The sequence below is a fragment of the Methylomonas sp. Kb3 genome (assembly GCF_002834115.1).
GTDB lineage: Bacteria > Pseudomonadota > Gammaproteobacteria > Methylococcales > Methylomonadaceae > Methylomonas > Methylomonas defluvii.
The window spans coordinates 1-22,940 of record NZ_PIZT01000006.1 but is presented as its reverse complement, the minus strand read 5'-3'; the positions used below and the strand labels follow the sequence as shown (position 1 = coordinate 22,940).

Below are 22,940 nucleotides of genomic sequence, written 5' to 3'. Positions count from 1 at the left end.
GCCATGATTATAAAAACAATAAAAAATATTCCCGGCAGTGAAATTACCGATCCCCTGGTTTTTCAGCAACGCCGCACCCTCATCAAAGCGATGGCGGCGATGATGCTGACCGGCACCAGCATCCGTACCGGCGGGGCCGAGGACTCAAAACCACTTTGGAGCGCCGTACCCAAAAGCCCGCTCTCAGCGCCTGAGTTAGTGGTGACGCCGGCTGCGGCCGCAAAAAATTACAACAACTACTACGAATTGGCCTTCAACAAAGAAGACCCCGCCAGCCTGGCCCAAAGCCTGCGCATAGATCCCTGGTCCGTGGAGATCGGCGGTGAAGTGGAAAAACCCGGCATCTACCAGTTGGAAGATATTCTGAGCCGGCACACCTTACAGGAATACATCTATCGTTTCCGGTGCGTCGAAGCCTGGTCCATGGTAGTACCCTGGGTGGGCTTTGCGCTGGGCGATTTACTGAAAGCCGCCAAGCCTTTATCAAACGCCAAGTTCGTAAAGCTCACCTCGGTTCAACAACCGGACACCATGCCCAAGCAACGCGGCAAGGCCATGCTGGACTGGCCCTATGTCGAAGGTTTGCGTATTGACGAAGCCATGCATCCTTTGACCATACTGGCGGTGGGGATGTATGGCGACATTTTACCCAAGCAAAACGGTGCTCCCCTACGCCTGGTGGTGCCTTGGAAATACGGTTTTAAAAGCATCAAGGCCGTCGTGAAAATAGAACTGCTGAGAAGACCTCCCATTAGCAGTTGGAACAAGTTTGCCCCCAACGAATACGGCTTTTACGCCAACGTCAATCCGGACGTACCGCATCCGCGTTGGAGCCAAAATAGCGAGCGACTATTGGGCAGCGGCTTTTTTACCCCGCGTCGGCAAACCGAATTATTTAACGGTTACGGCGAACAGGTCGCTCACCTGTATCGTGATATGGATTTGAGGCATTTTTTCTAATGATTATGCCAATTAATAATTTGCGGCCTTTAACTATCGCGGTTTCCATTATTCCGCTGCTTTGGATAGTGTTCGATATTGCCTTCGATAATCTGGGCCCAAATCAAATGCAGGCATTGCATATTCGTTTAGGCGATTGGGCCTTGCGATTTCTATGGATAACCTTAGCCATTACTCCCGTGCAAACTGTCACAAAATGGCGCGGCATGACTGAGTATCGGCAACTATTCGGTTTATTCGCTTTTTTTTACGCCAGCCTGCACGTCCTGGTTTATTTAGCGGTAGACCAGGTTTTTGCCTGGAGAATGATCGGTATCGATATTCTCGAAAGCTCGTATATTTGGTTTGGATTAATTGCCTATATCATTGTTTTTTCATTGGGGATTACCTCTTCCAAAGCATCCAAAAAACTGTTGGGCAAGAGCTGGAAAAAACTGCATCGATTTATTTACATAGCAGCCGGTGCGGCAATGATTCATTATTTCTGGCAGCTTAAAGGTAACCTGGCCGAGCCTTTATTCTATTTGCTCCTGATATTTATGCTGCTGGGTTTTCGCGCAGTAATCTGGATTAAAAACAAGCAATTAAGTCAAATGATGATTCCAAAAGGTCGCACTTCCACCGATACCGAAGCCGATTAAGCCAGCAATCCCATAGTCGGCGATGCAGTTGGTTGTCAGTAGTTTCCGGAGCAGAACTTATGAATACAAATTCGATTTTAATCAGCGGCGGCACCGGCTTCCTGGGCAGTGCACTGGCCAAACAGCTTATACAAAAAGGCTACGCAGTGACGGTCCTGAGTCGTAGCCGCGAAAAAGTCGCAGCTACTTTCGGCAACAGCGTGCAAGCGGTCAGTTCCGTAGCCGATTTACCGGATGCCGCCACGTTTAAAGCGATAGTCAATTTAGCGGGGGCCGGCATTTTCGACCAACGCTGGACGGAGGCGCGCAAGCAGTTGCTGCGCGATAGCCGGATTAAACTGACCGAGCAGTTGGTGGCCTGGATAGCCTCCTCCGCGCAGCCCGCGCCTGTGCTGATAAGCGGTTCCGCTATCGGCATTTACGGCGATCAAGGCGATAAGTTTCTGACTGAAAGTAGCGCGAGCATTGCCGATTTTTCCCAGCAGTTGTGCGCGGATTGGGAATCGGCAGCCTTAGCGGCGGAAAAATCCGGCAGCCGGGTCTGCCTGATACGCACCGGCTTGGTGCTGGGTGATAATGGTGGCATACTGAAACGCATGCTGTTGCCGTTTCGCTTGGGATTAGGCGGCCGCATGGGAAATGGCAAGCAATGGATGTCCTGGATACATCTGCACGACTGGCTGGCTATCGTCGAAGCGATGCTAGATCAACCGGCAATGCGCGGCCCCTACAATGCCACAGCTCCAGAACCGGTCAGCAACCAACAATTCAGCGTCAGCCTAGCCAGCGTGCTTCAGCGGCCACTGCTCCTGCCGCTGCCGGAAGCGGCCCTTAAATTATTGCTGGGCGAAATGGCGGCGCTAGTCTTGGGCAGCCAGCGTGTTCTGCCGGAGCGGTTACTGGCCCAGGGCTTTGCATTTAAATATTCACAGCTGGATACCGCATTGCGCGATATTTTGCATAAACCCTAGATATAAAAACGGGCATTCTTATGTTGATCGACAGTCTTTCCCTGCTATTTGCCTTTACCTCGTTCGTCACCTGGTACGAAGCGCTGTTGGTCGCGCTGGCATTGGGCACGCTGGTATTTTATCTGACGCCCCCACCCGCCCAGGAATGGGAAGAACGCACGCCGGCCACGCTGTATTTTTACCTGCAATGGAGCTGGCTGGGTTATCTGCGCTTAAAAGATGCGTTCTACCCGTTTTTTATCCTGTACAACGCCGTACTGTTTTTCATCGACTACCGAATTAACGAAGGCAACTTCACCGTCGCCAGCTGGGTGACCATCCATATTATTATGGCGATGCCGCTGATTTACTGGACCGGCGCCGTGTGGCGTTGCTCCGACAAAGGCGCAAGTAGAATTTGGGCCGCCGTGGCGCGCCTGATGACGGTAGCGGCATATTTCGATTTGCTGCTGCGCTGGGTGATTTATCAGTATTACCCCAATATTCTGTTTAATTGCCAACAAATGATTATTCATTGGGGCGACTGTTGAGCCGATGGCAAAAACAGCCTACAAAACCTCGCTGTTCATTTTCCGCCGCGATTTACGCCTGGAAGATAACACCGCTCTGAACGCCGCACTAAACCAGTCCGGGCAAGTCATTGCCTGCTTTATCTTCGATCCCCGGCAAATCCAAACCCATCCTTACCAAAGCACGCCGGGCTTGCAATTCATGCTGGAGTCGCTGAACGATTTGCAGCAACAACTGCAACAGCAAGGCGCCCTGCTGTACATTTTCAACGCTCAGCCGGCGCATCTGCTCCAGCCTTTGCAGCAGGACTTAGGCATCGAAGCGGTATTTGTCAATCGCGACTACAGCCCGTTCAGCCGGCAACGGGACAACGAGCTGCGCGAACAATGCGAAACACTGCATCTGGCTTTTCACAGCCAAGCCGATCTGCTACTGACCGAACCCGAGCAAGGTTTAAGAAGCAACGGCAAGCCTTATCAAGTATTCACCGCGTTTCACCGGCAAGCCCGGCTCCAGCCGGTATCGGCTCCGCAAGGCTTGGCAGCGGGTAAACTATCGGCAAAAGCCTATGCCGGACACAAACCGGAAGTAATACAGCAACTGCAACAGCCGCACCAAAACGCCTTGCCCGGTGGCAGGCAAGCGGCGTTGGCGCGATTAGCCATCATTGGCAACTGCAAAAACTACCTTGCAGTTCGCGATTTTCCGGCCATGGCCGCCACCAGCCAGCTCTCGGCCTATTTAAAATTCGGCTGTTGCTCGGTACGCGAGGCTTTTTACAGCATCCAAGCCGAACTCGATCCCGACCATCCCTTGCTCCGGCAGTTGTATTGGCGGGATTTTTTCACCCATATCGGCTTTCATTTTCCGCATGTATTCGGTCACGCCTTTGATAGACGTTACGACGGTTTGCTGTGGCGCAACGGCCAAGAGGATTTTTGGGCCTGGGCCAACGGCCAAACCGGCTTCCCGATTGTGGACGCGGCCATGCGCGAATTGAACCAGACCGGCTGGATGCATAACCGCTTGCGGATGATCGTCGCATCGTTTTTGGTCAAGGATTTACACGTATCCTGGCGCTGGGGCGAGCGCTATTTCGCGCAACGCTTGCTGGATTACGACCCTTGCGTCAACAACGGCAACTGGCAATGGGCGGCTTCCACCGGCTGCGATGCGCAACCGTATTTCCGGATATTCAATCCCTGGCTACAGCAGAAAAAATTCGATCCGCAATGTGCGTATATCAAGACCTGGATTCCGGAGTTGCAACGCTTCCCGGCAGAAGTCATCCACAAATGGGAAAAGCATCCGCAAGCCGGTGATTACCCTCGGCCAAGAGTTGACCACGGCTTACAAAGCCAGCTAATCAAAGCCCAATTCAAAGCCCTGGGCAATACCACGGCGCCAGCGGCGTAAACCATGCGTTATCTACCCATACTGTTATTCAGCTTGCTATACGCCTGCACCGGCATTCCTGAAGGCATCAAAGTGATAGACGGCTTCGAATTGGAACGCTATCTGGGCACCTGGTACGAAATCGCCCGCCTCGATCACAGCTTCGAGCGCGGCCTGACCGACATCAGCGCCGAATACAGCCTGCGCGATGACGGCGGCGTCAAAGTGTTAAACAGCGGCTACGACGCCGAGCAAGGCCAACGAAAAACCGCCGAAGGCAAAGCTTATTTTATCGACAAACCAGACATCGGCCGCCTGAAAGTGTCCTTCTTCGGGCCGTTTTACGGGGCGTATAACATCATCGCCCTGGATAAAACCGCTTACCGCTATGTGATGATCGCTGGCCCGGATCGCGATTATTTATGGATACTGGCCCGCAGCCCGGAGTTGGAACCGAGCATCCAAAAAGATTTAATAGAACAAGCCAAAACCCTGGGTTTTGCCACTGATAAACTGATTTTTGACCAACACCCCAAGCAATAACAGGATTAAGCATGCAGAAAATTTCGGTGGGCATCAGCGCCTGTTTGTTAGGCCAAGAAGTACGCTACGACGGCGCGCATAAGTATCACAGCTACATCGAACGCACGCTGGGCCAATACTTCGAATTTAGAGCGTTCTGTCCGGAAGTCGAAGCCGGTTTGGGCATCCCCCGCCCCTGCGTACAGTTGCGGGAAACCCCGGACGGCATTCGTTGCGTCGGCGTGAAGGATCATAGTTTCGACGTGACGGAACGCTTGAAACAGGCCTCCGCCCGGCAACACGATTGGCTGGGCGGCTTGTGCGGCTACATTCTGAAAAAAGATTCGCCCAGCTGTGGCATGACCCGCGTCAAAATTTATAAAAACGACATCCCCGCGCGGCAAGGCACCGGCATTTTTGCCGACTATTTACAGCGCACTTTCCCTAGCCTGCCGGTGGAAGAAGAAGGCCGGCTGGGTGATCCGGGCCTGCGGGAAAACTTTATCCAGCGCGTGTTTGTGATGCGCCGCTGGCGCGACTTATGCGAGCAGGGTTTAACAGCGCATGGTTTGATTACCTTTCACAGCCGGCATAAATTGATCGCGATGAGCCACGAGCAAAACCAGGCCCGCGAGCTGGGAAGAATTATTGCCGGCGTCACTAACGCAGACATTGAAAACACCGCCGCTGCCTATATCGGAGCCTTGATGACTTGTCTGAAAATCGTCGCCACCCGCGGCAACCATGTCAATGTCTTGCAACACATCCAGGGCTATTTAAAGCACAAGCTGGACAGCGACGACAAACAGGAACTGGTGGAAACCATCGAAAACTATCGAATCGGTTTATTGCCGCTGATCGTGCCGCTCACCCTGCTCCGCCATCATTTCCGCAGAGAGCCGGATGACTTTATCGACAACTCCTATTACATGCTGCCGCATCCGGCGGAACTGTCGTTGCTGAACAGTATTTAGCCGCTATTGCAGTTGCTCCCGCTCGCGCTGATAGGCGTCGTAACTTTGCCGCCGTTCACAATCGTTAGCCATGGCTTTTTGGCACTGCAATTGTCCGGCGTTCTGCAGCACATGATAGCCAAGCCGCTGCGGCCAGTCCGCACTGCAAGCGCTGCACAAGCCCAACACCCAGGGCACACAGCTTATGGCTTTGATTCTTCGCATAATCCCGCCTCCACATCCTCTGTATAAAAGACCCCTAGTTTAATCCTTGCCGCAAAAACGGTGGTGCCTGTCAGCAAACAGTCATTGACGAGATATTGGAACTGCTGCCTCACCCAAGACAGCTCTACCCCTAAATCATCTTTACAAGTTACCGGTTTTTGTTAAATTTTAATTTCAAGGTTGATCGTTTGAGGTATTCGGAAGGTAGGTCTTAAAACCGGAATTAATAAAATCCTGTTGAAATTGTTCCGCACTCACGGGTCTGCTAAACATGTAGCCCTGCAGCGAATCGCATTTTTGCTCAGTTAGAAAGGATAATTGACCCTTGGTTTCCACCCCTTCGACCACGACCGACAAGTTAAGCTCATGGGCCAGAGCGGTGATGGCCCTGACAAGGGTTTTACTGCCGTCGTCGCCAGGCAGATCAATCACAAAGGATCGATCTATTTTGACGCTTTGTATCGGAAATCGGCGCAGGTAGGTCAAGCTGGAATAACCTGTACCAAAATCGTCGATGCTGAGCCGCACCCCAAGCCCTTGAAATTGATGCAATACCTGCAGCGTGTTCTCGGGATCCTGCATAATTGCCGATTCGGTGATTTCGAGTTCCAGGGCGCTGGGATTAAGGCCGGTTTCGGCCAAGGTTCGTTTTACTGTTTGAAACAGGTTGGTATCGAGGAATTGGCGCGCCGATACGTTCACCGCTACACCGCCGAACGGCCCATCATTTTCAATCCAGGTTTTGGCTTGTAAACAGGCCTCACGCAACACCCAGGCACCAATAGGCACGATCAGTCCGGTTTCTTCCGCCACGGTAATGAATCGGTCCGGATACACCAAGCCCCATTCCGGATGCTGCCAACGCACCAGCGCTTCCGCGCTAACCACCACGCCGCTGCCGGTACAGACCTGAGGCTGATAATGCAGCCGTAATTCATCATGGGCTAAGGCATGCCTCAGACCCCGTTCCACCTTCATGCGTTCGATCGATTTTTCGGTCATTTCCAGGGTATAAAACTGAAAGTTATTTTTACCGCGGTCCTTGGCCAAATACATGGCCGTGTCGGCGTTCATTAACAGCGAATGGCTGTCCTTGCCGTCGTCGGGATGAATACTGATACCAATGCTGGCGGTGACCACAAGATCATTGCCTTCCAAGGTAAACGGCTGGGTGAGGATGTCCAGGGTCTTTTGGGCAATTCTGGCCACATCGTCGATTTGATTGATGTCACTCAACAACACGATAAACTCGTCACCGCCCAACCGAGCCAGAATATCGTTCGAGCGCACCGAGGCTCTCAGGCGGTCGCTGACGGCTTGCAGCAATAAATCGCCCAAGCGGTGGCCCAGCGTATCGTTGATCAACTTGAAGCGATCCAAATCAAGATACATCACGGCCAATTTACGGTTATGTCTTAGACCGGTGGATAATGCTTGAGTAAGGCGGTTATGAAACTGGTCGCGATTCAGTAGCCCGGTCAAGGGGTCGTGATTGGCCAGATAGATCAATTGCTGTTCGGCGTATTTACGGTTGGAAATATTCTGAATTTGCACAATGAAATACTGCGGCTCGCCGCCGGCAGTGCGAACCAGCGAGGCGCTGATCATAGTCCAAATGGTCTTGCCGACCATTTTATGAAGGCACTCCACCTCAATCTGAAACGTCGGCAGTACGTCGGTTACCAATTGCCGCAAGTAAAGGTTTATTACTTTATCATGATGGTCTGCATGCGTGAGTATTTGCAGATTGGAGCCCAGCAACTCATCCCGCGTGTAACCAAAAATTTCACAGAGGGCATTATTGACTTGCAGGAAACTACCGTCCAGGGCTATCAGTGCCATGCCGATGGCGGCCAATTCGAATGAGCTATGGAAACGTTCTTCACTTTCCCGCAGTAAATGTTCCATTTGCCGACGGGCGGTGATGTCCCGAAATACCATCACAGCACCCAACAAGGTTCCATCGTCATCGAGTATCGGGGCGGCGCCGTCGTCCACCGGAATTTCCATTCCTGACTGACTAACGAACAAAGTGGGGCAATCAATGCCGGTCACGGTCCGATTCTGTAATGTACTGAGGACCGGGTTTTCAATGACACTGCGGCTCGACTCAGCTATCAGCGTCATGAGTTCGCTGACCCGTTTACCTTTGGCCTGTTCCAGACTGTGTTCCGTTATCGTTTCGGCCACCGGATTCATAAACCGGATGACCCCTTCAGCGTCGGTGGCAATGACGGCGTCACTGATACAGTGCAGGGTTTTGCCAAACCACTGTTCGCTCTCCTTCAGCTTGCGTTCCAGCTGATACTTATACAACGCGACTTCGATAGAAGCATGCAGTTCATCCGGGCGGAACGGCTTGATCAAATAGCCGTATGCGCCTGTGGCTTTCGCGCGCAACAAGGTAGCCGGGTCGCTATAAGCCGTCAGAAAAATCACGGGAATATGCAGAGACTCCGTGATGGCATGCGCCGCGCTAATGCCGTCCATCTCACCTTTCAACACAATATCCATCATGACTAAATCGGGCTTATGCTCATTGGCCAGCGTAATGGCTTGGCCTCCCGAAAAAGCAGTCGCGACCACCTCATAGCCGAAACCTTCCAACTGCCTACGAATATCCATGGCAATAATGCCTTCATCCTCGACGATCATAATTCTACTGGCTAACATGCGGAGCCCCTCCCGCTTAACAAGTTTTAGTAAAACGCAGAGTAAAGGTGGATCCGTTTGTCCGATCCAGGCTCATCTGTCCCATGAGTTGATTGGTCAAGGTATCAACCAATTGCAGACCCAGCGAGCTGCTTTTTTTGAAATCCATTTCGCTGGGAAGGCCGATGCCGTTATCGGAGATTATCAGGATGTATTCGCCTTGCTCCTGTGTGAAAGCGATGCCGATTTCGCCGCGCCGATCTCCGGGAAATGCGTACTTAATGGCATTGGACAGTAATTCGTTGATGATCAAGCCGCAGGGTATCGCGGTATCGACATCGAGAAACACATTGTCTATCTTCATGTTGAGCTTGAGCTTGTCGGAATACGCGCCGTAGCCGAACAGCAAATGGTCGGATAGGCTACGAATGTATTCGTTGAAATCTATCCTGGCCAAGTCTTTGGATTGATAAAGTTTTTCGTGTAACAAGGCCATGGCTTTGATGCGATCAGCACTTTGTTTGAGTAAATCGGCGGTCTCCGGACTCGTTACATTGCCGGCTTGGAGGTTGATCAGGCTGGACACCACCTGTAGGTTATTCTTGACCCGGTGATAGACCTCCTTAAGCAGCATTTCTTTCTCGTTGAGGGTTTGTTTCAGCTTATCGTGGGCACTCTGGCGCTCGGTAATATCAACGATGGAGCTGAGGACGATGATGCCGTTATCGTCATCGATCAGACCCAGGCCGATTTCGACCGGAAATTCGGTGCCGTCCTTGCGTAGCCCGTACAGATCGCGTCCGGCTCCCATCGGCCTGGAAACCGGATCGGCTAGGTAGGCCCGGCGGAAACCGACATGTCCGTCGCGAAATCGCTCGGGAATCAACATCTCCACCATTTGCCCGATCAGTTCGGTTCGCGCGTAACCGAAGGATGCTTCCGTTTGCGCATTCACCATCACGATGGTGCCGGACTCATTCACCATCACGATGGCATTCGGCGCCGACTCCACCGCTTGCCGGAATCGTTGTTCCAGGCGCTTGCGCTCGGTAATGTCGACGATCGAACTGAGCACCAGGGTTTCTTCATGGCTTTCGATCAGCCCCAGGCCGATTTCGACCGGAAATTCGGTGCCGTCCTTGCGTAGCCCGTACAAATCGCGTCCGGCCCCCATAGGCCTCGAAACCGGATCGGCAAGATAGGCCCGGCGGAAACCGATATGCCCGCCGCGAAAACGTTCCGGAATCAACATCTCCACCCTCTGCCCGATCAGTTCGGTTCGCGCGTAACCGAACGAGGCTTCCGTTTGCGCATTCACCATAACAATGGTGCCGGACTCATTCACCATCACGATGGCATTCGGCGCCGACTCCACTGCTTGCCGCAACCGCTCCTCACGTTGTTTATGTTCGGAAATATTGTCATGGATTACGATAAGCCGGGCTAAATTCTGGTCGGGAAACAGGATGACTTTCCCTGCAAACCATAACTGACCGGAACCGGTGTAATAAGGATATTCAAGCGAAAAGCTGGATAAAGCGCCGTTCAAAACCGACCTAATACCCTCTGCGAACGCCTTTCCGCCCCTATCGTTGGTCAGCCCGGTGTCCAGCAGGGCCAGATAATTCTGTCCGGGTTGAAGGCTTGCTTTATCCCCGGCGTATGCCTGATCGAAATCAAGCCAAGGCCTGCTGACTTTCAAGATATTGGCAGCTCCATCCAACACACAGTATTGTTTTGACAAGGAATCCAATATGGAGCCGTTAAAATGTTCGGCGTTGTGCGCTGTATCTTGCCGGCCCAAGTCAGCCGGCAAGGCTTGGGCCGTGGGTTTTTCCAGGATGTCCGACCGGCTTTTTTCCTTCTGTCTAAGCGCCAAGGCTGTACCGACTTGGCCGGCAAGCATCTTGAGGCCATCAAGTTGATTGACGCTTAACTCGCGCTGTACGACGTCGAACACACAAAGTGCGCCTAATGCTTCACCAGTGGGAACTAGAATCGGGCTGCCCGCATAGAAACGGATATGCGGCTCGGAAACCACTAGGGGATTGGCCGCGAAGCGACTGTCATGCTCGACATGCGTTACAACCAACACATCCAGGTGTGATAGGGTTGGTGTGCCGAATCCGCAGTCTCTGGGTTGTTCGTTGGCCGCTATGCCCTTTTTGGCTTTGAACCACTCGCGGTCACTATCGACCAGTGTGATCACCGCAAAAGGCGTATCGCACATTAGTGCTGCCAGCCGGACAATGTCGTCAAAGTTTGATTCGGGGGGCGTGTCGAGGATGCAGTATTCGTGCAGCTTTTGTATCCGCAGAGTTTCAGCTTTCGATTCAAGCATAGCGAGTACCCCACCTCGGTTTAGCCACTAGGGCTAATCATAATCTATAATTCAAAATCAGGTGCTAATGTCAGTATGGTAAAAATAGTCTCCTGGGGAACGTGCGGGCAGTCCGCCGAATGGCATTCATTATCGGTTTTTCTGCTACAAAAAACTTTTATTTGCCAAAGTTACGCGGCTTATTTCATGATCATTAGATGAAAAATCCCGTTATCCGCGAATAAGCGAAATTGGCTGTCCCGGTCAGTTGGTTTTTTTCAGCAGTTGCTCCACTTCCAAAGCCGGCAACGGTCGGCTAAAGAAATAACCCTGAATTTCATCGCAGCCATTCCGCGCCAAAAAATCCATCTGTGCCTGTGTTTCAACCCCTTCTGCTACCACTTTAAGTTTAAAGTTGTGCGCCATCGCAATAATGGTCAACACTAAAGTAACATCGCCCTCTCCCAACGGAATATCGTTGATAAATGCCTTGTCTATTTTAAGATTATCGAAGGGAAATCGTTTTAAGTAGCTCAAACTTGAATAACCCGTACCGAAATCGTCCATGGAAATCCGAATGCCGATATTCTTTAGCCGGGTCAAAGTAATGGCTACATTATCCGGGTCTTGCATCACCGCGCCTTCGGTTATCTCCAAATCCAGAAAACTCGCGTCCAATCCACTTTGCCGTAAAACACGGGTAATAGTTTGATCAAACGTGGGACTATGCAACTGCTTGGGTGAAACATTGATCGCCATATTGATGGCGGGTAATCCCGCCAACTGCCAAGCTTTAGCTTGCAAACAGGCCGTATGCAACACCCATTCGCCTATCGGCAGAATCAAGCCAGTATCTTCCGTCAATGGAATGAAGTGATCGGGGGGAATCAAGCCCTTTTCCGGATGGTTCCAGCGCAGCAAAGCCTCCATACCGCTAATTTGTTCACTATGCAAATCGAACTTGGGTTGATAATAGACGACAAATTGCTCCAATCGTAAAGCTTGGCGCAAGTCTTCCTCCAGCATCAAACGCTGCATAAGGCGTTGGTTGAACGCTTCAGTATAAAAACTAAAGCTATTCCTACCCTTATCCTTAGCGTCATACATGGCGGTATCCGCATGCTGAAGCAGGGTCTCTTTGTCCGCCCCGTCTGCAGGATAAAAACTGATGCCGATACTTACCCCCCCATGCAGGGTATGCCCATTGAGCTGTAGAGGCTGCGAGATTTCGGTAATGATTCGCGCCGCGATCAAAGCAGCATCATCGGTTTTAGCGATGCCTGGACATACACAGACAAATTCATCGCCGCCATATCGCGCTACGCTATCGCAAGCTCGGACGCAATTCAGCAGTCGCCCGGCAATGATTTTTAGGAACTCATCCCCCACCGAATGTCCCATCGTGTCATTGATGACTTTAAAGTCATCGAGATCCATAAAAAACAGGCAGAATACTTTGTGCTCGCGTTGCGCGGTACTGATGGCGTTATTTAGACGATCATTAAGAAGATTGCGATTGACCAGCCCGGTTAGATCATCATAGTTGGCTCGATATTCCAACTGTGCCTGGTTGGATTTGAATTCGGTAATATCGTCGACGATGGCGACAAAGTGCGTCACTTCATCGTTGGCGTTTTTGATTGGCGCGATAGCCAGTTCATTCCAGAACAACGAGCCATCCTTGCGATAATTACGGATAACGGCATAGCCGGTTGTCTTCCGGCGAATTGCAATTCGGAGACTCTCCAAGCCAGGCTGATCATGATCCTCGCCCAGCAGAAACGAAAGGTTTCGGCCAAGTACTTCCGCTTTGTCGTAACCGGTAATGCGTTGAAACGCCGGGTTGGCATAAACCAGGGGATTGCCGGCTTGTCTGGCATCGGTAATGGTGATGCCATTGCGTGCGGCTTCAATGGCTTGATTGTGGAGCAACAAGGTTTTATTGGCTTGCGCCAGCTCTGCTGTACGTTGTTCGACTTTTTCTTCCAGATGTTCGTTGATGGCTTTCAGTGCATCGTTCTGTTGCCGGATGATAGCCGATAAGCGTTCCTGTTCTTCACGCAAACGTTTTTCTTGCAGTGCGTTATGAATCAATAGTTTTAATTCTTCGCCATTCCAGGGTTTCGTGCAATAACTGTAAATCCGGCCTTTGTTGACCGCTTGGATAGTCGATTCTAAATCGGCATAGCCTGTTAACAAGATACGCACGGTATCGGGCCATCGCTCAAATGCTTGAGCGAAAAATTCGGCGCCGCTCATTGTCGGCATCCGCATATCGCAAACAATTATATCAACGGTATGCTCGCGCAAAACCGTCAAGCCCTCCGCACCGCCCTCCGCAAGATAAAGCGTGTAATTTTCATTCCGAAACAGTCGATGCAAGGCTTTGAGCACATTGGTGTCATCATCGACAAACAGTAAAGCCGCCCGCCGATCGTTGGTCATTGGTGATGGCGGCAAATTCATAAGTCGACCGGCTGTTCTTTTTTTGGCAATACCACGCGAAAGGTGGTGCCTTCGCCGATCCGGCTGTCTACCTTAATTTCGCCCTGGTGCTTTTTAACGATGCTGTAGGAAACGGACAGTCCCAGCCCCGTTCCTTTGCCCACCGGTTTGGTGGTAAAGAAAGGGTCGAAAATTTTATTGGCGTGCTCGGGCAAAATACCTTGCCCCGTATCGCTGACCTCAACCCAAAGGCTGCCGTTTTCGCTGCCGGTACGGATGGTGATCGTACCTTCCTTTTCAATGGCGTGGGCGGCGTTGACCAGCAAATTCATAAATACTTGATTCAACTGATGCGGCAAACACCAGGCACGCGGAATGTCCCCGTATACTTTGACGACACTGGCTTTGTATTTGATTTCGTTATTGACGATATTCAGTGTGCTATCCAAGCAGTCGTGCAAATTCGTCCATTGCCACTCGTCGGCACCGCCAGCATGCGAAAAATCCTTGAGATCCTGAACGATTTTTTTGACGCGCGACGCTCCCTCGTGAGACTCAACCAATAAATCGAGCACATCGGTTTTTAAAAAACCCAGATCGATTTGCTGCTTGAAATCCTGAATTTGCCGAAGTTGTTCGCCGTCGGCGCATTCCCCCTCAGTTTTTTCATATTTTTCCACCAACGCCAGCAAATCTTCCACGTAGGTTTTCAATGAAGTGAGATTGGAGTTGATATAGCCGATAGGATTGTTGATTTCATGCGCGACACCCGCCGCCAATTGGCCGATGGAAGACATTTTTTCGGACTGTACCAATTGCTGCTGGACTTCTTGTATGGTGTCAAGGGCTGTCTGTAATTCCTGATTGCGCTGTTTCAGCAAGTCTTCGGCATTTTTATGCTGGGTAATATCCACAGTGATGCCGTCGATGCGTACCGGTGAGCCGGCATCATCGCAAACGGCGCACATGCGATGAAACAACCAACGAAGCCCGCCATCGGGGCGGTGAATACGATAGATGACTTTCTGGATACTGTTAGTCTTTAAATCGGCCAGACTGGCTTCCACCTGCTTTCTATCAATCGGGTCAATAATATTCAGCCATAACTGCGGATCATTTAAAAAATCCTCGACCGGCCGACCGGATACCTCAGTGGCGGCCTTGTTGAGATACAGCAATTTCATCGTGACCGGCTCCATCGACCAGACCACGCTATCCAGTGAATTTAAAATGTCGTTGAGGCGTTTTTCCGACTCATTCAAGCGTTTGTGAGCCTCTATTAATTGCTGGTTGGCATTGGCATAGCGTTGATTTGCGTTGGCAAGCTGCTGGATGCGCTTGCGTTGATCACCATGTAACCTAATGTTGTCGATCACGAGCGTGATCGGATTAACTAATTTTTGTCCGTGGTCTAAATCCGCTCCCGTGTAACTACACTCATCGTTAAAACTGTTGACCGATAATGCGCCAATCAAGCGCTGGCCTATCTGCAATGGCCAGCACATGGAGGCAACCGGTATGCGGGTTTTGGTTTTGGGTGGGTAGCGGAGAAAGCGCGAGTCTTTATTGATATCGCCCTTGATCAATAGCGCCTGCTGGTTGGCCAATACCCAAGCTATCACGCCGTTGCCATTGGGTATCGCGCTGCCGACACATTCCTCAGGCAAACCGAGCGCAGCGACTATGGTTAAACAGCTGCTGTCTTCGCCTTCATACAAGACTAATGAGCCGGTATCGGCTCTAAATCCCTCTACAATATGACGCAGTAATTTTTCGAATATCTTGTTTGTATCCTCTTCAAACGCATCGGATTGCCCTAATTGGTAGAGGTTATAAATCCAGTCCCATTGTTGCGATTCAGTTAATAACATAATGCTCCCGAATTTATAGACTGGCGACGACCTGATTGGCGAATTGTTGACTAGAATTAGCCCAGTCTATGGCTTGGTCAAGAGGAATGTTCAGCATCTCAAGTATCTGCACAATAGACTCCGGATACTCAAAAGCCTGGTCGTCGCGTTGTGTGGCAAGTACCAGAAAATTGGCCATATGGATCATCAATTCTAACGATTTCCCTTCATCTTGCCCGCGTGGGATTTCGTGCTGTTCGATAGCATACTGAATCGCCATCGGTAAATTCCAATGCTTTGCGACATTGCAGCCGATCTCCGCATGATCAAACCCCAAAACGTGCCGTTCCGCTTCAATTCTATTGAGATGTTGCCCCGTAGTAATACGGCTAAAATCGTCTGGAAATAACAAAACAATGGCCAGCAGCCCGATGTCATGCAGCAATCCCGCCGTAAAGGCAATATCCTGATCCATACCGGTATGAATCGCCAATTGTCGAGCACACTCCGCGACTGCCATGCTGTGATGCCAAAACTGTGAGTAGTCGAAATCTTGGCGGTCCAACCGAAACAGGTTCATAAAACCAAGACCTAACAACAGGTTTTTTACCCGGTTAAGCCCCAACACCACCACCGCTTCCTGCAAAGAACCAATTTCTCGAGACCTACCGTAAAAAGGCGAATTGGCGACGCGCAAAATGCGTACCGCCATGTGTGGGTCTTGACTAATTTTGTTGGCGAGATTGGACAAGTTTTGCTTGTCTGCCGTGAACTGCAAGGCATCCATGATTACGGTGGGTAAGGACGGCAAATCAGCCAGCAGGGTCGCTTGGGATTTCGTATTCATATCGGCAAACTCCACCTCTGTACTTTTCTGAGACAGTCAAGGTTATGTCTTGACTGACGAAAGCGCCACTATAGTGCCTTTTGATTGACTAAGTTCACCCATTGGGCTTATCCACACGTAAAGGGTCTTACTATTGCCTAAATCTAAGCAGCTGCCGTTAAATTCTGCTGCCGTTTCAGAATCCTTGGTTTGCTGTAATACATGCAATAAGGGGGCGGGCAAAACACTCTCTGCTTGCAGGCCAAGCAAGCATTCGTTGGGATAACGCTGGAATAGCGAGTCCGCAAGTCGATTGGAAGAGGCGATCATGTGTTGTTCATCAAGGCCAAGAATAGCCAACGGCAAATGTTCAAGTATTTCCTGAGATATTTCCAGCATTTTGATGTTATGTACGATTTCACGGGTTTTTTGCATCACTTGTTGTTCCAAACTTTGATTAAGTCTGGCAAGTAAATCGTTTGAATGTTGGAGCTCTCGAGTCAGCCGTTGATTTTCCTGTTCCATTTCATGATATTCAAACGCTTCGCGAACGTTCTTACGCAGCAACTCGTCATCCCACGGCTTAGTCATAAATCGGTAAATCGCCCCTTCATTGATGGCGCCAGTCACCGATTCAAGATCGGTAAAGCCGGATAACACCACCCGTACGGTTTTTGGATAGAGCTCTTTAACTTTGCGCAAAAATTCCACACCGCTCATCTTAGGCATACGCTGATCGGATATGATCAGGGCTATTTTATGATCGACAAGTAAATCAAGCGCTTCTTCCGCACCATTGGCAGTGAGTATGCTGTAGCCATCTCTGCGCAACGTACGTTTCAGCGCATTAATAATGTTCGGTTCGTCGTCGACCAATAGCAACGTTCTAGGGGGGTGAGTACTTTCTGCCATAGCCGTATATTTACGTTTTGTTGAGCTTGTCATGGATTGTATCGGCAATACCCGTTTGGTCAAACGCTTCAAATGATCTGACATCTGAATTTATATAAGGATGGCTACAGACATTTGCTTTTGACAAAGGTGCAGGCAGGTATAAGGGCGATGCCAAGCCATTGGGGCTTGCCATCATGATCAACCTACCAAGCAATTGATCAGTATTTAACCGTCAACTCACCATGGTGCGATCTGACAAAAGCGGGAACCCAAGGGCGTCAAAATCCCCAACACTCGCCACCCCAAAAACAAGAAACTGTTCGAGCAGCGCCTCATTCCCTCTCTAACGCGGCACAAGAGTCACCATCCCATAAACAATTACTGCCGGACTGAGTGGAAAATCGCTACAATGCGCCAGAGTTCTGCAAGTTTAGGCCGACACAGTGAACATGGAAACCGTGGAAAACCCCGAAAAATACGCCGCCTTTCTCAGCTTGTTAAAAAAGAAAGGTAAGCTCTCCGACAGCGATTTGAGTAAAGTCCGCCGCATGCAAAAATCGGCATTGGACGACTCCGTGCCGCAACTGCTGATCAAACTGGGTTTGTGTTCGGACAGCGACATCGCCGGCAGCTTCGCCGAAGCCAGCGGGATTGCTCGCGTAGGTCCGGCACAGTACCCGCCGCAAACACCGCTGCCGGATAGTGTTTCGCAGCGTTTTTTAAAGCAATACCATGCCGTAGGTCTGACGGCGGACGACGAACAGATCCAAGTCGCGGTGATGGACCCGGAAGACGACTATGTGACGCAAGCTTTGCAACTTGCCATCGGCAAACCCATTAAATTGCAAATCGGCCAGCTTTCGGAAATAGACGCCGCGTTGGAATTGCAATACGGCGAAGGCAAGTCGCAAATGGACAAGCTGATGGACAACCTGAATGTCGAGGAAGAAGGCAGCGAAGACCTTGAACATCTAAAAGATCTAGCCAGCGAAGCGCCCATCATCAAAATGGTGAACTTCATCCTGCAAAAAGCCGTGGAAAGCCGCGCCTCGGACGTGCATATCGAACCGTTCGAGCAAAGCCTGAAAGTGCGCCTGCGTATCGACGGCGTGTTGCAGGACATCGACTCGCCGCCGGTGGCTTCCACCGCCGCCGTGCTGTCGCGGATCAAGATCATGGCCAAGCTCAATATCGCCGAACGCCGCCTGCCGCAGGACGGCCGCATCAAATTGCAAATGATAGGCAAGGAGCTGGATTTGCGGGTTTCCACCATCCCTACCCTGCACGGCGAAAGCGTGGTGATCCGCTTGCTGGACAAGGAAAACGCGGTACTGGATTTCGAAACCCTCGGCTTCGTCGGCAAGCAGGCCGAACGTTTCATGGAAGTATTGGCGCAACCGCACGGCATTTTGTTGATCACCGGCCCGACCGGTAGCGGTAAATCCACCTCGTTGTATGCCGCATTAAAAACCCTGAACACCTCCGAGCGCAAAATCATCACCGTCGAAGATCCGGTGGAATATCAACTGGAAGGTATCAACCAAATTCAAGCTAAACCACAAATTGGTTTGACTTTTGCATCGGCCTTGCGCTCCATCGTCCGCCAAGACCCGGACGTGATCATGATCGGCGAGATGCGCGACCTGGAAACCGCCAAGATCGCCGTGCAATCGGCACTGACCGGTCACTTGGTGTTATCCACGCTGCACACCAATGATGCCGCCGCTGGTGTTACCCGTTTGCAGGACATGGGCCTGGAAGAATACCTGCTTAGCTCGACCATCAACGGTATCCTAGCCCAGCGCTTGGTCCGCCGCCTGTGCCCGCATTGCAAACAAGCCCACCCAGCCTCGGACACGCTGATAGAAGAAATGAAACTTAGACAGTGGCAACCTACCGGCGAAATCCTGCTGCACAAACCAGTCGGCTGTCCCACCTGCAACGGCATCGGCTACAAGGGTCGCTTGGCAATCATCGAGTTTTTGACGATGACCGACACAATACGCAAGCAAATCATGAAGCACGAAGAAGCCTTCGTGATCCAACAGACTGCCATTCAGGAAGGCATGCAAACCATGTACGAAGACGGCGTCGGCAAAGCCTTGCAGGGCATCACCACCTTAGAAGAGGTATTAAGGGTAACGACCGAAGCTTGAGCTGTTTAATCGGCGCCCGACAACAAACTTTCGTTGATCTAAACCTAGAAAGGCTTTGAATAACAAAGCCAACATACCCATAACAAATAGCGTCAAGTGGAATATGACTAAAACCCACTTTTTAATCAACATCATGGATTCAAGATGTGCCAATCGCCAGCCGAGTCTGCAAATAATCCACCGATAGCCAAACGACGTTCGCGCAGCGTCGGCGCCGATGCCTCTTGCGCTTTCTCGGCGTTGCTGATCGGATTTTTTTCAACTGCCGACGCTGCCGTTTGTACCTGGCAAGGTGGGGATGATATTTGGTCTACGCCCGCTAACTGGTCATGTGCCGCAAGCCCCGGAGCGGCCGATGATGCGGCTATCAATGTCGGCCAAAATGTGGCTCTTGATATTTCGCCCACTGTAGCAAATTTCAGTTTGGCGCATACTGGGGCGACTTTGAGCGGTGCCGGCACATTATCCTCAAACAACGACTTTGATATGCAAGCCGGTACGGTCAGCGCGGCGTTGGGCGGCAGTGTGGGCTTGAGTAAAACCACCGCAGGTACCGTGACGCTGAGCGGTAGCAATACCTATACCGGCAACACCCAAGTAAATGCCGGCACGTTGGCCTTGGGCGCCAGCGATGTGCTCGCCAATGCCTCCAATCTGATCGTCAACGGCGGCACTTTCGCTCTAGGCAGCAATAACGATACGGTGGCCGGGCTGCAATTACTGTCCGGTTCGATTACCGGCACCGGTACGTTAACGTCTACTAGCACGTTTGATGTGCAATCAGGCACGGTCAGCGCCAAGCTAGGTGGCACCAATATCGGCCTAAACAAAACCACCGCCGGTACCGTGACGCTAAGCGGAACCAATACCTACACCGGCAACACCCAAGTCAATGCCGGCACGTTGGCCTTGGGTGCCAGTGACGTCCTCGCCAATACCTCGAGTCTGATCGTTAACGGCGGCACTTTTGATTTGGGTGCGAACAACGACACCGTCGCCGGGGTGCAATTAACGTCCGGCTCGATTACCGGCACCGGCACGTTAACGTCTACCAGCACATTTGATGTGCAAGCCGGCACGGTCAGCGCGGCGTTGGGCGGCAGCGTGGGCTTGAGTAAAACCACCGCAGGTACCGTGACGCTAAGCGGCAACAATACTTACACAGGCACAACCCAAGTTAGCGCCGGCACATTGGCTTTGGGCGCCGGCGACGTACTCGCCAATGCCTCGAGTCTGATCGTTAACGGCGGCACTTTTGATTTGGGTGCGAACAACGACACCGTCGCCGGGGTGCAATTAACGTCCGGCTCGATTACCGGCACCGGCACGTTAACGTCTACCAGCACATTTGATGTGCAAGCCGGCACGGTCAGCGCGGCGTTGGGCGGCAGTGTGGGCTTGAGTAAAACCACCGCAGGTACCGTGACGCTGAGCGGTAGCAATACCTATACCGGCAACACCCAAGTAAATGCCGGCACGTTGGCCTTGGGCGCCAGCGATGTGCTCGCCAATGCCTCCAATCTGATCGTCAACGGCGGCACTTTCGCTCTAGGCAGCAATAACGATACGGTGGCCGGGCTGCAATTACTGTCCGGTTCGATTACCGGCACCGGTACGTTAACGTCTACTAGCACGTTTGATGTGCAATCAGGCACGGTCAGCGCCAAGCTAGGTGGCACCAATATCGGCCTAAACAAAACCACCGCCGGTACCGTGACGCTAAGCGGAACCAATACCTACACCGGCAACACCCAAGTCAATGCCGGCACGTTGGCCTTGGGTGCCAGTGACGTCCTCGCCAATACCTCGAGTCTGATCGTTAACGGCGGCACTTTTGATTTGGGTGCGAACAACGACACCGTCGCCGGGGTGCAATTACTGTCCGGTTCGATTACCGGCACCGGCACTTTGACGTCTACCAGCACGTTTGATGTGCAAGCCGGCACGGTCAGTGCCAATTTGGGCGGCAGCGTGGGCTTGAACAAAACCACCGCAGGTACCGTGACGCTAAGTGGCACCAACACGTACACCGGCACCACCCAAGTCAATGCCGGCACGTTGGCCTTGGGCGCCGGCGATGTGCTTGCCAATACGTCCAGTCTGGTCGTCAACGGCGGCACTTTCGATTTGGGTGCAAACAGCGACACCGTCGCCGGGGTGCAATTAACGTCCGGTTCGATTACCGGCTCCGGCACTCTGACGTCGAACAGCACGTTTGACGTGCAATCCGGCACGGTCAGCGCCAAGCTAGGTGGCACCAATATCGGCCTAAACAAAACCACCGCCGGTACAGTGACCCTGAGCGGGACCAATACTTACACCGGCAACACCCAAGTCAATGCCGGCACGTTGGCCTTGGGCGCCAGCAATGTGCTCGCCAATGCCTCCAATCTGATCGTCAACGGCGGCACTTTCGATTTGGGTGCGAACAACGACACCGTCGCCGGCGTGCAATTACTGTCCGGTTCGATTACCGGCTCCGGCACTCTGACGTCGAACAGCACGTTTGACGTGCAATCCGGCACGGTCAGCACCAAGCTAGGCGGCACCAATATCGGCCTAAACAAAACCACCGCCGGTACCGTGACGCTAATCGGAACCAATACCTACACCGGCAACACCCAAGTCAGCGCCGGCACATTGGCCTTGGGTGCCAGTGACGCGCTTGCCAACACCTCCAGCTTGATCGTCAACGGCGGCACTTTCGATTTGGGCGCAAACAGCGACACCGTCGCCGGCGTGCAATTAACGTCCGGTTCGATTACCGGCACCGGTACGTTAACGTCTACTAGCACGTTTGATGTGCAAGCCGGCACGATCAGTGCGGCGTTAGGCGGCAGCGTGGGCTTGAGCAAAACCACCGCTGGTACCGTGACGCTAAGCGGCAGCAATACTTATACCGGCAACACCCAAGTCAACGCCGGCACGTTGGCCTTGGGTGCCAGTGACGTGCTCGCCAATACCTCCAGCTTGATCGTTAACGGCGGCACTTTCGATCTGGGCGCAAACAGCGACACCGTCGCCGGCGTGCAATTACTGTCCGGTTCGATTACCGGCTCCGGCACTCTGATGTCGAACAGCACGTTTGATGTGCAATCCGGCACGGTCAGCGCCAAGCTAGGTGGCACCAATATCGGTCTAAACAAAACCACCGCCGGCACCGTGACCCTGAGCGGGACCAATATTTACACCGGCAACACCCAAGTCAGCACCGGCACGTTGGCTTTAGGTGCCAGTGACGTGCTTGCCAACACCTCCAGCTTGATCGTCAACGGCGGCACTTTCGATTTGGGTGCGAACAACGACACCGTCGCCGGGGTGCAATTAACGTCCGGTTCGATTACCGGCACCGGTGCGTTAACGTCAACCAGCGACTTTGATATGCAAGCCGGCACGGTCAGCGCGGCGTTGGGCGGCAGTGTGGGCTTGAGTAAAACCAACGCCGGCACCGTGACCCTGAGCGGGACCAATACTTACACCGACAACACCCAAGTCAATGCCGGCACATTGGCCTTGGGTGCCAGTGACGTGCTTGCCAATACATCCAATCTGGTCGTCAACGGCGGTACCTTTGCTCTGGGCAGCCATAACGACACAGTGGCAGGCGTACGACTGCTGTC

General features: G+C 52.1%; 16 protein-coding genes. 9 read left to right on the top strand and 7 right to left on the bottom strand.

Features of this window, described 5'->3' with window-relative positions; all coding sequences use genetic code 11:
- The first annotated feature begins 3 nt into the window (after positions 1 to 3).
- The 7 genes from msrP to CWO84_RS04305 are packed head-to-tail and all read left to right on the top strand — an operon-like array spanning position 4 to position 5,973.
- Positions 4 to 960 (top strand): protein-methionine-sulfoxide reductase catalytic subunit MsrP, encoded by a 957-nt coding sequence (gene msrP, locus CWO84_RS04335; protein ID WP_101051874.1) that lies wholly within the window; start codon positions 4 to 6, stop codon positions 958 to 960.
- A 5-nt stretch (positions 961 to 965) separates the two neighbouring features.
- Positions 966 to 1,601, top strand: a complete 636-nt coding sequence (locus CWO84_RS04330; RefSeq protein ID WP_240617959.1) for a protein-methionine-sulfoxide reductase heme-binding subunit MsrQ — start codon at positions 966 to 968, stop codon at positions 1,599 to 1,601.
- Positions 1,602 to 1,660: 59 nt separating this feature from the next.
- Positions 1,661 to 2,572, top strand: a complete 912-nt coding sequence (locus CWO84_RS04325; RefSeq protein ID WP_101051872.1) for a TIGR01777 family oxidoreductase — start codon at positions 1,661 to 1,663, stop codon at positions 2,570 to 2,572.
- Between the two features lie 20 nt (positions 2,573 to 2,592).
- A complete protein-coding gene (locus CWO84_RS04320; RefSeq protein WP_101051871.1) occupies positions 2,593 to 3,102 on the top strand; it encodes a hypothetical protein in 510 nt (169 codons plus the stop codon).
- Positions 3,103 to 3,106: 4 nt separating this feature from the next.
- Entirely contained in the window at positions 3,107 to 4,498 is a 1,392-nt protein-coding gene (locus CWO84_RS04315) for a deoxyribodipyrimidine photo-lyase (RefSeq protein WP_101051870.1), read from the top strand.
- A 3-nt stretch (positions 4,499 to 4,501) separates the two neighbouring features.
- Positions 4,502 to 5,020, top strand: coding sequence for a lipocalin family protein (locus CWO84_RS04310; RefSeq protein WP_101051869.1), 519 nt, complete (start codon positions 4,502 to 4,504; stop codon positions 5,018 to 5,020).
- 11 nt (positions 5,021 to 5,031) lie between these two features.
- A complete protein-coding gene (locus tag CWO84_RS04305) occupies positions 5,032 to 5,973 on the top strand; it encodes a DUF523 and DUF1722 domain-containing protein (protein ID WP_101051868.1) in 942 nt (313 codons plus the stop codon).
- Between the two features lie 3 nt (positions 5,974 to 5,976).
- Here CWO84_RS04305 and CWO84_RS04300 read toward each other — a convergent pair whose 3' ends face one another.
- The 7 genes from CWO84_RS04300 to CWO84_RS04270 form a co-directional block, all read right to left on the bottom strand.
- Positions 5,977 to 6,177, bottom strand: coding sequence for a hypothetical protein (locus tag CWO84_RS04300; protein WP_101051867.1), 201 nt, complete (start codon positions 6,175 to 6,177; stop codon positions 5,977 to 5,979).
- A gap of 174 nt (positions 6,178 to 6,351) precedes the next feature.
- Entirely contained in the window at positions 6,352 to 8,850 is a 2,499-nt protein-coding gene (locus CWO84_RS04295; protein WP_101051866.1) for a GGDEF domain-containing response regulator, read from the bottom strand.
- Positions 8,851 to 8,866: 16 nt separating this feature from the next.
- Positions 8,867 to 11,170, bottom strand: coding sequence for a PAS domain S-box protein (locus tag CWO84_RS04290; RefSeq protein WP_051669987.1), 2,304 nt, complete (start codon positions 11,168 to 11,170; stop codon positions 8,867 to 8,869).
- Between the two features lie 243 nt (positions 11,171 to 11,413).
- Positions 11,414 to 13,594: an EAL domain-containing protein gene (locus tag CWO84_RS04285; RefSeq protein WP_165385941.1), complete on the bottom strand. Its 2,181-nt coding sequence runs from the start codon at positions 13,592 to 13,594 to the stop codon at positions 11,414 to 11,416.
- Between the two features lie 17 nt (positions 13,595 to 13,611).
- Entirely contained in the window at positions 13,612 to 15,465 is a 1,854-nt protein-coding gene (locus CWO84_RS04280; protein WP_033156715.1) for an ATP-binding protein, read from the bottom strand.
- Positions 15,466 to 15,478: 13 nt separating this feature from the next.
- A complete protein-coding gene (locus CWO84_RS04275; protein WP_101051865.1) occupies positions 15,479 to 16,291 on the bottom strand; it encodes an HDOD domain-containing protein in 813 nt (270 codons plus the stop codon).
- A gap of 42 nt (positions 16,292 to 16,333) precedes the next feature.
- Complete coding sequence (locus CWO84_RS04270) at positions 16,334 to 17,215, bottom strand: response regulator (RefSeq protein ID WP_240617958.1); 882 nt, start codon at positions 17,213 to 17,215, stop codon at positions 16,334 to 16,336.
- A gap of 398 nt (positions 17,216 to 17,613) precedes the next feature.
- On the opposite strand from CWO84_RS04270, the gene gspE reads away from it, so the two are divergent.
- A complete protein-coding gene (gene gspE, locus CWO84_RS04265; RefSeq protein ID WP_101051864.1) occupies positions 17,614 to 19,320 on the top strand; it encodes a type II secretion system ATPase GspE in 1,707 nt (568 codons plus the stop codon).
- Positions 19,321 to 19,464: 144 nt separating this feature from the next.
- Positions 19,465 to 22,940, top strand: a 3,476-nt coding sequence (locus CWO84_RS04260; RefSeq protein ID WP_205800339.1) for an autotransporter-associated beta strand repeat-containing protein, incomplete at its 3' end; no start/stop codon positions are given.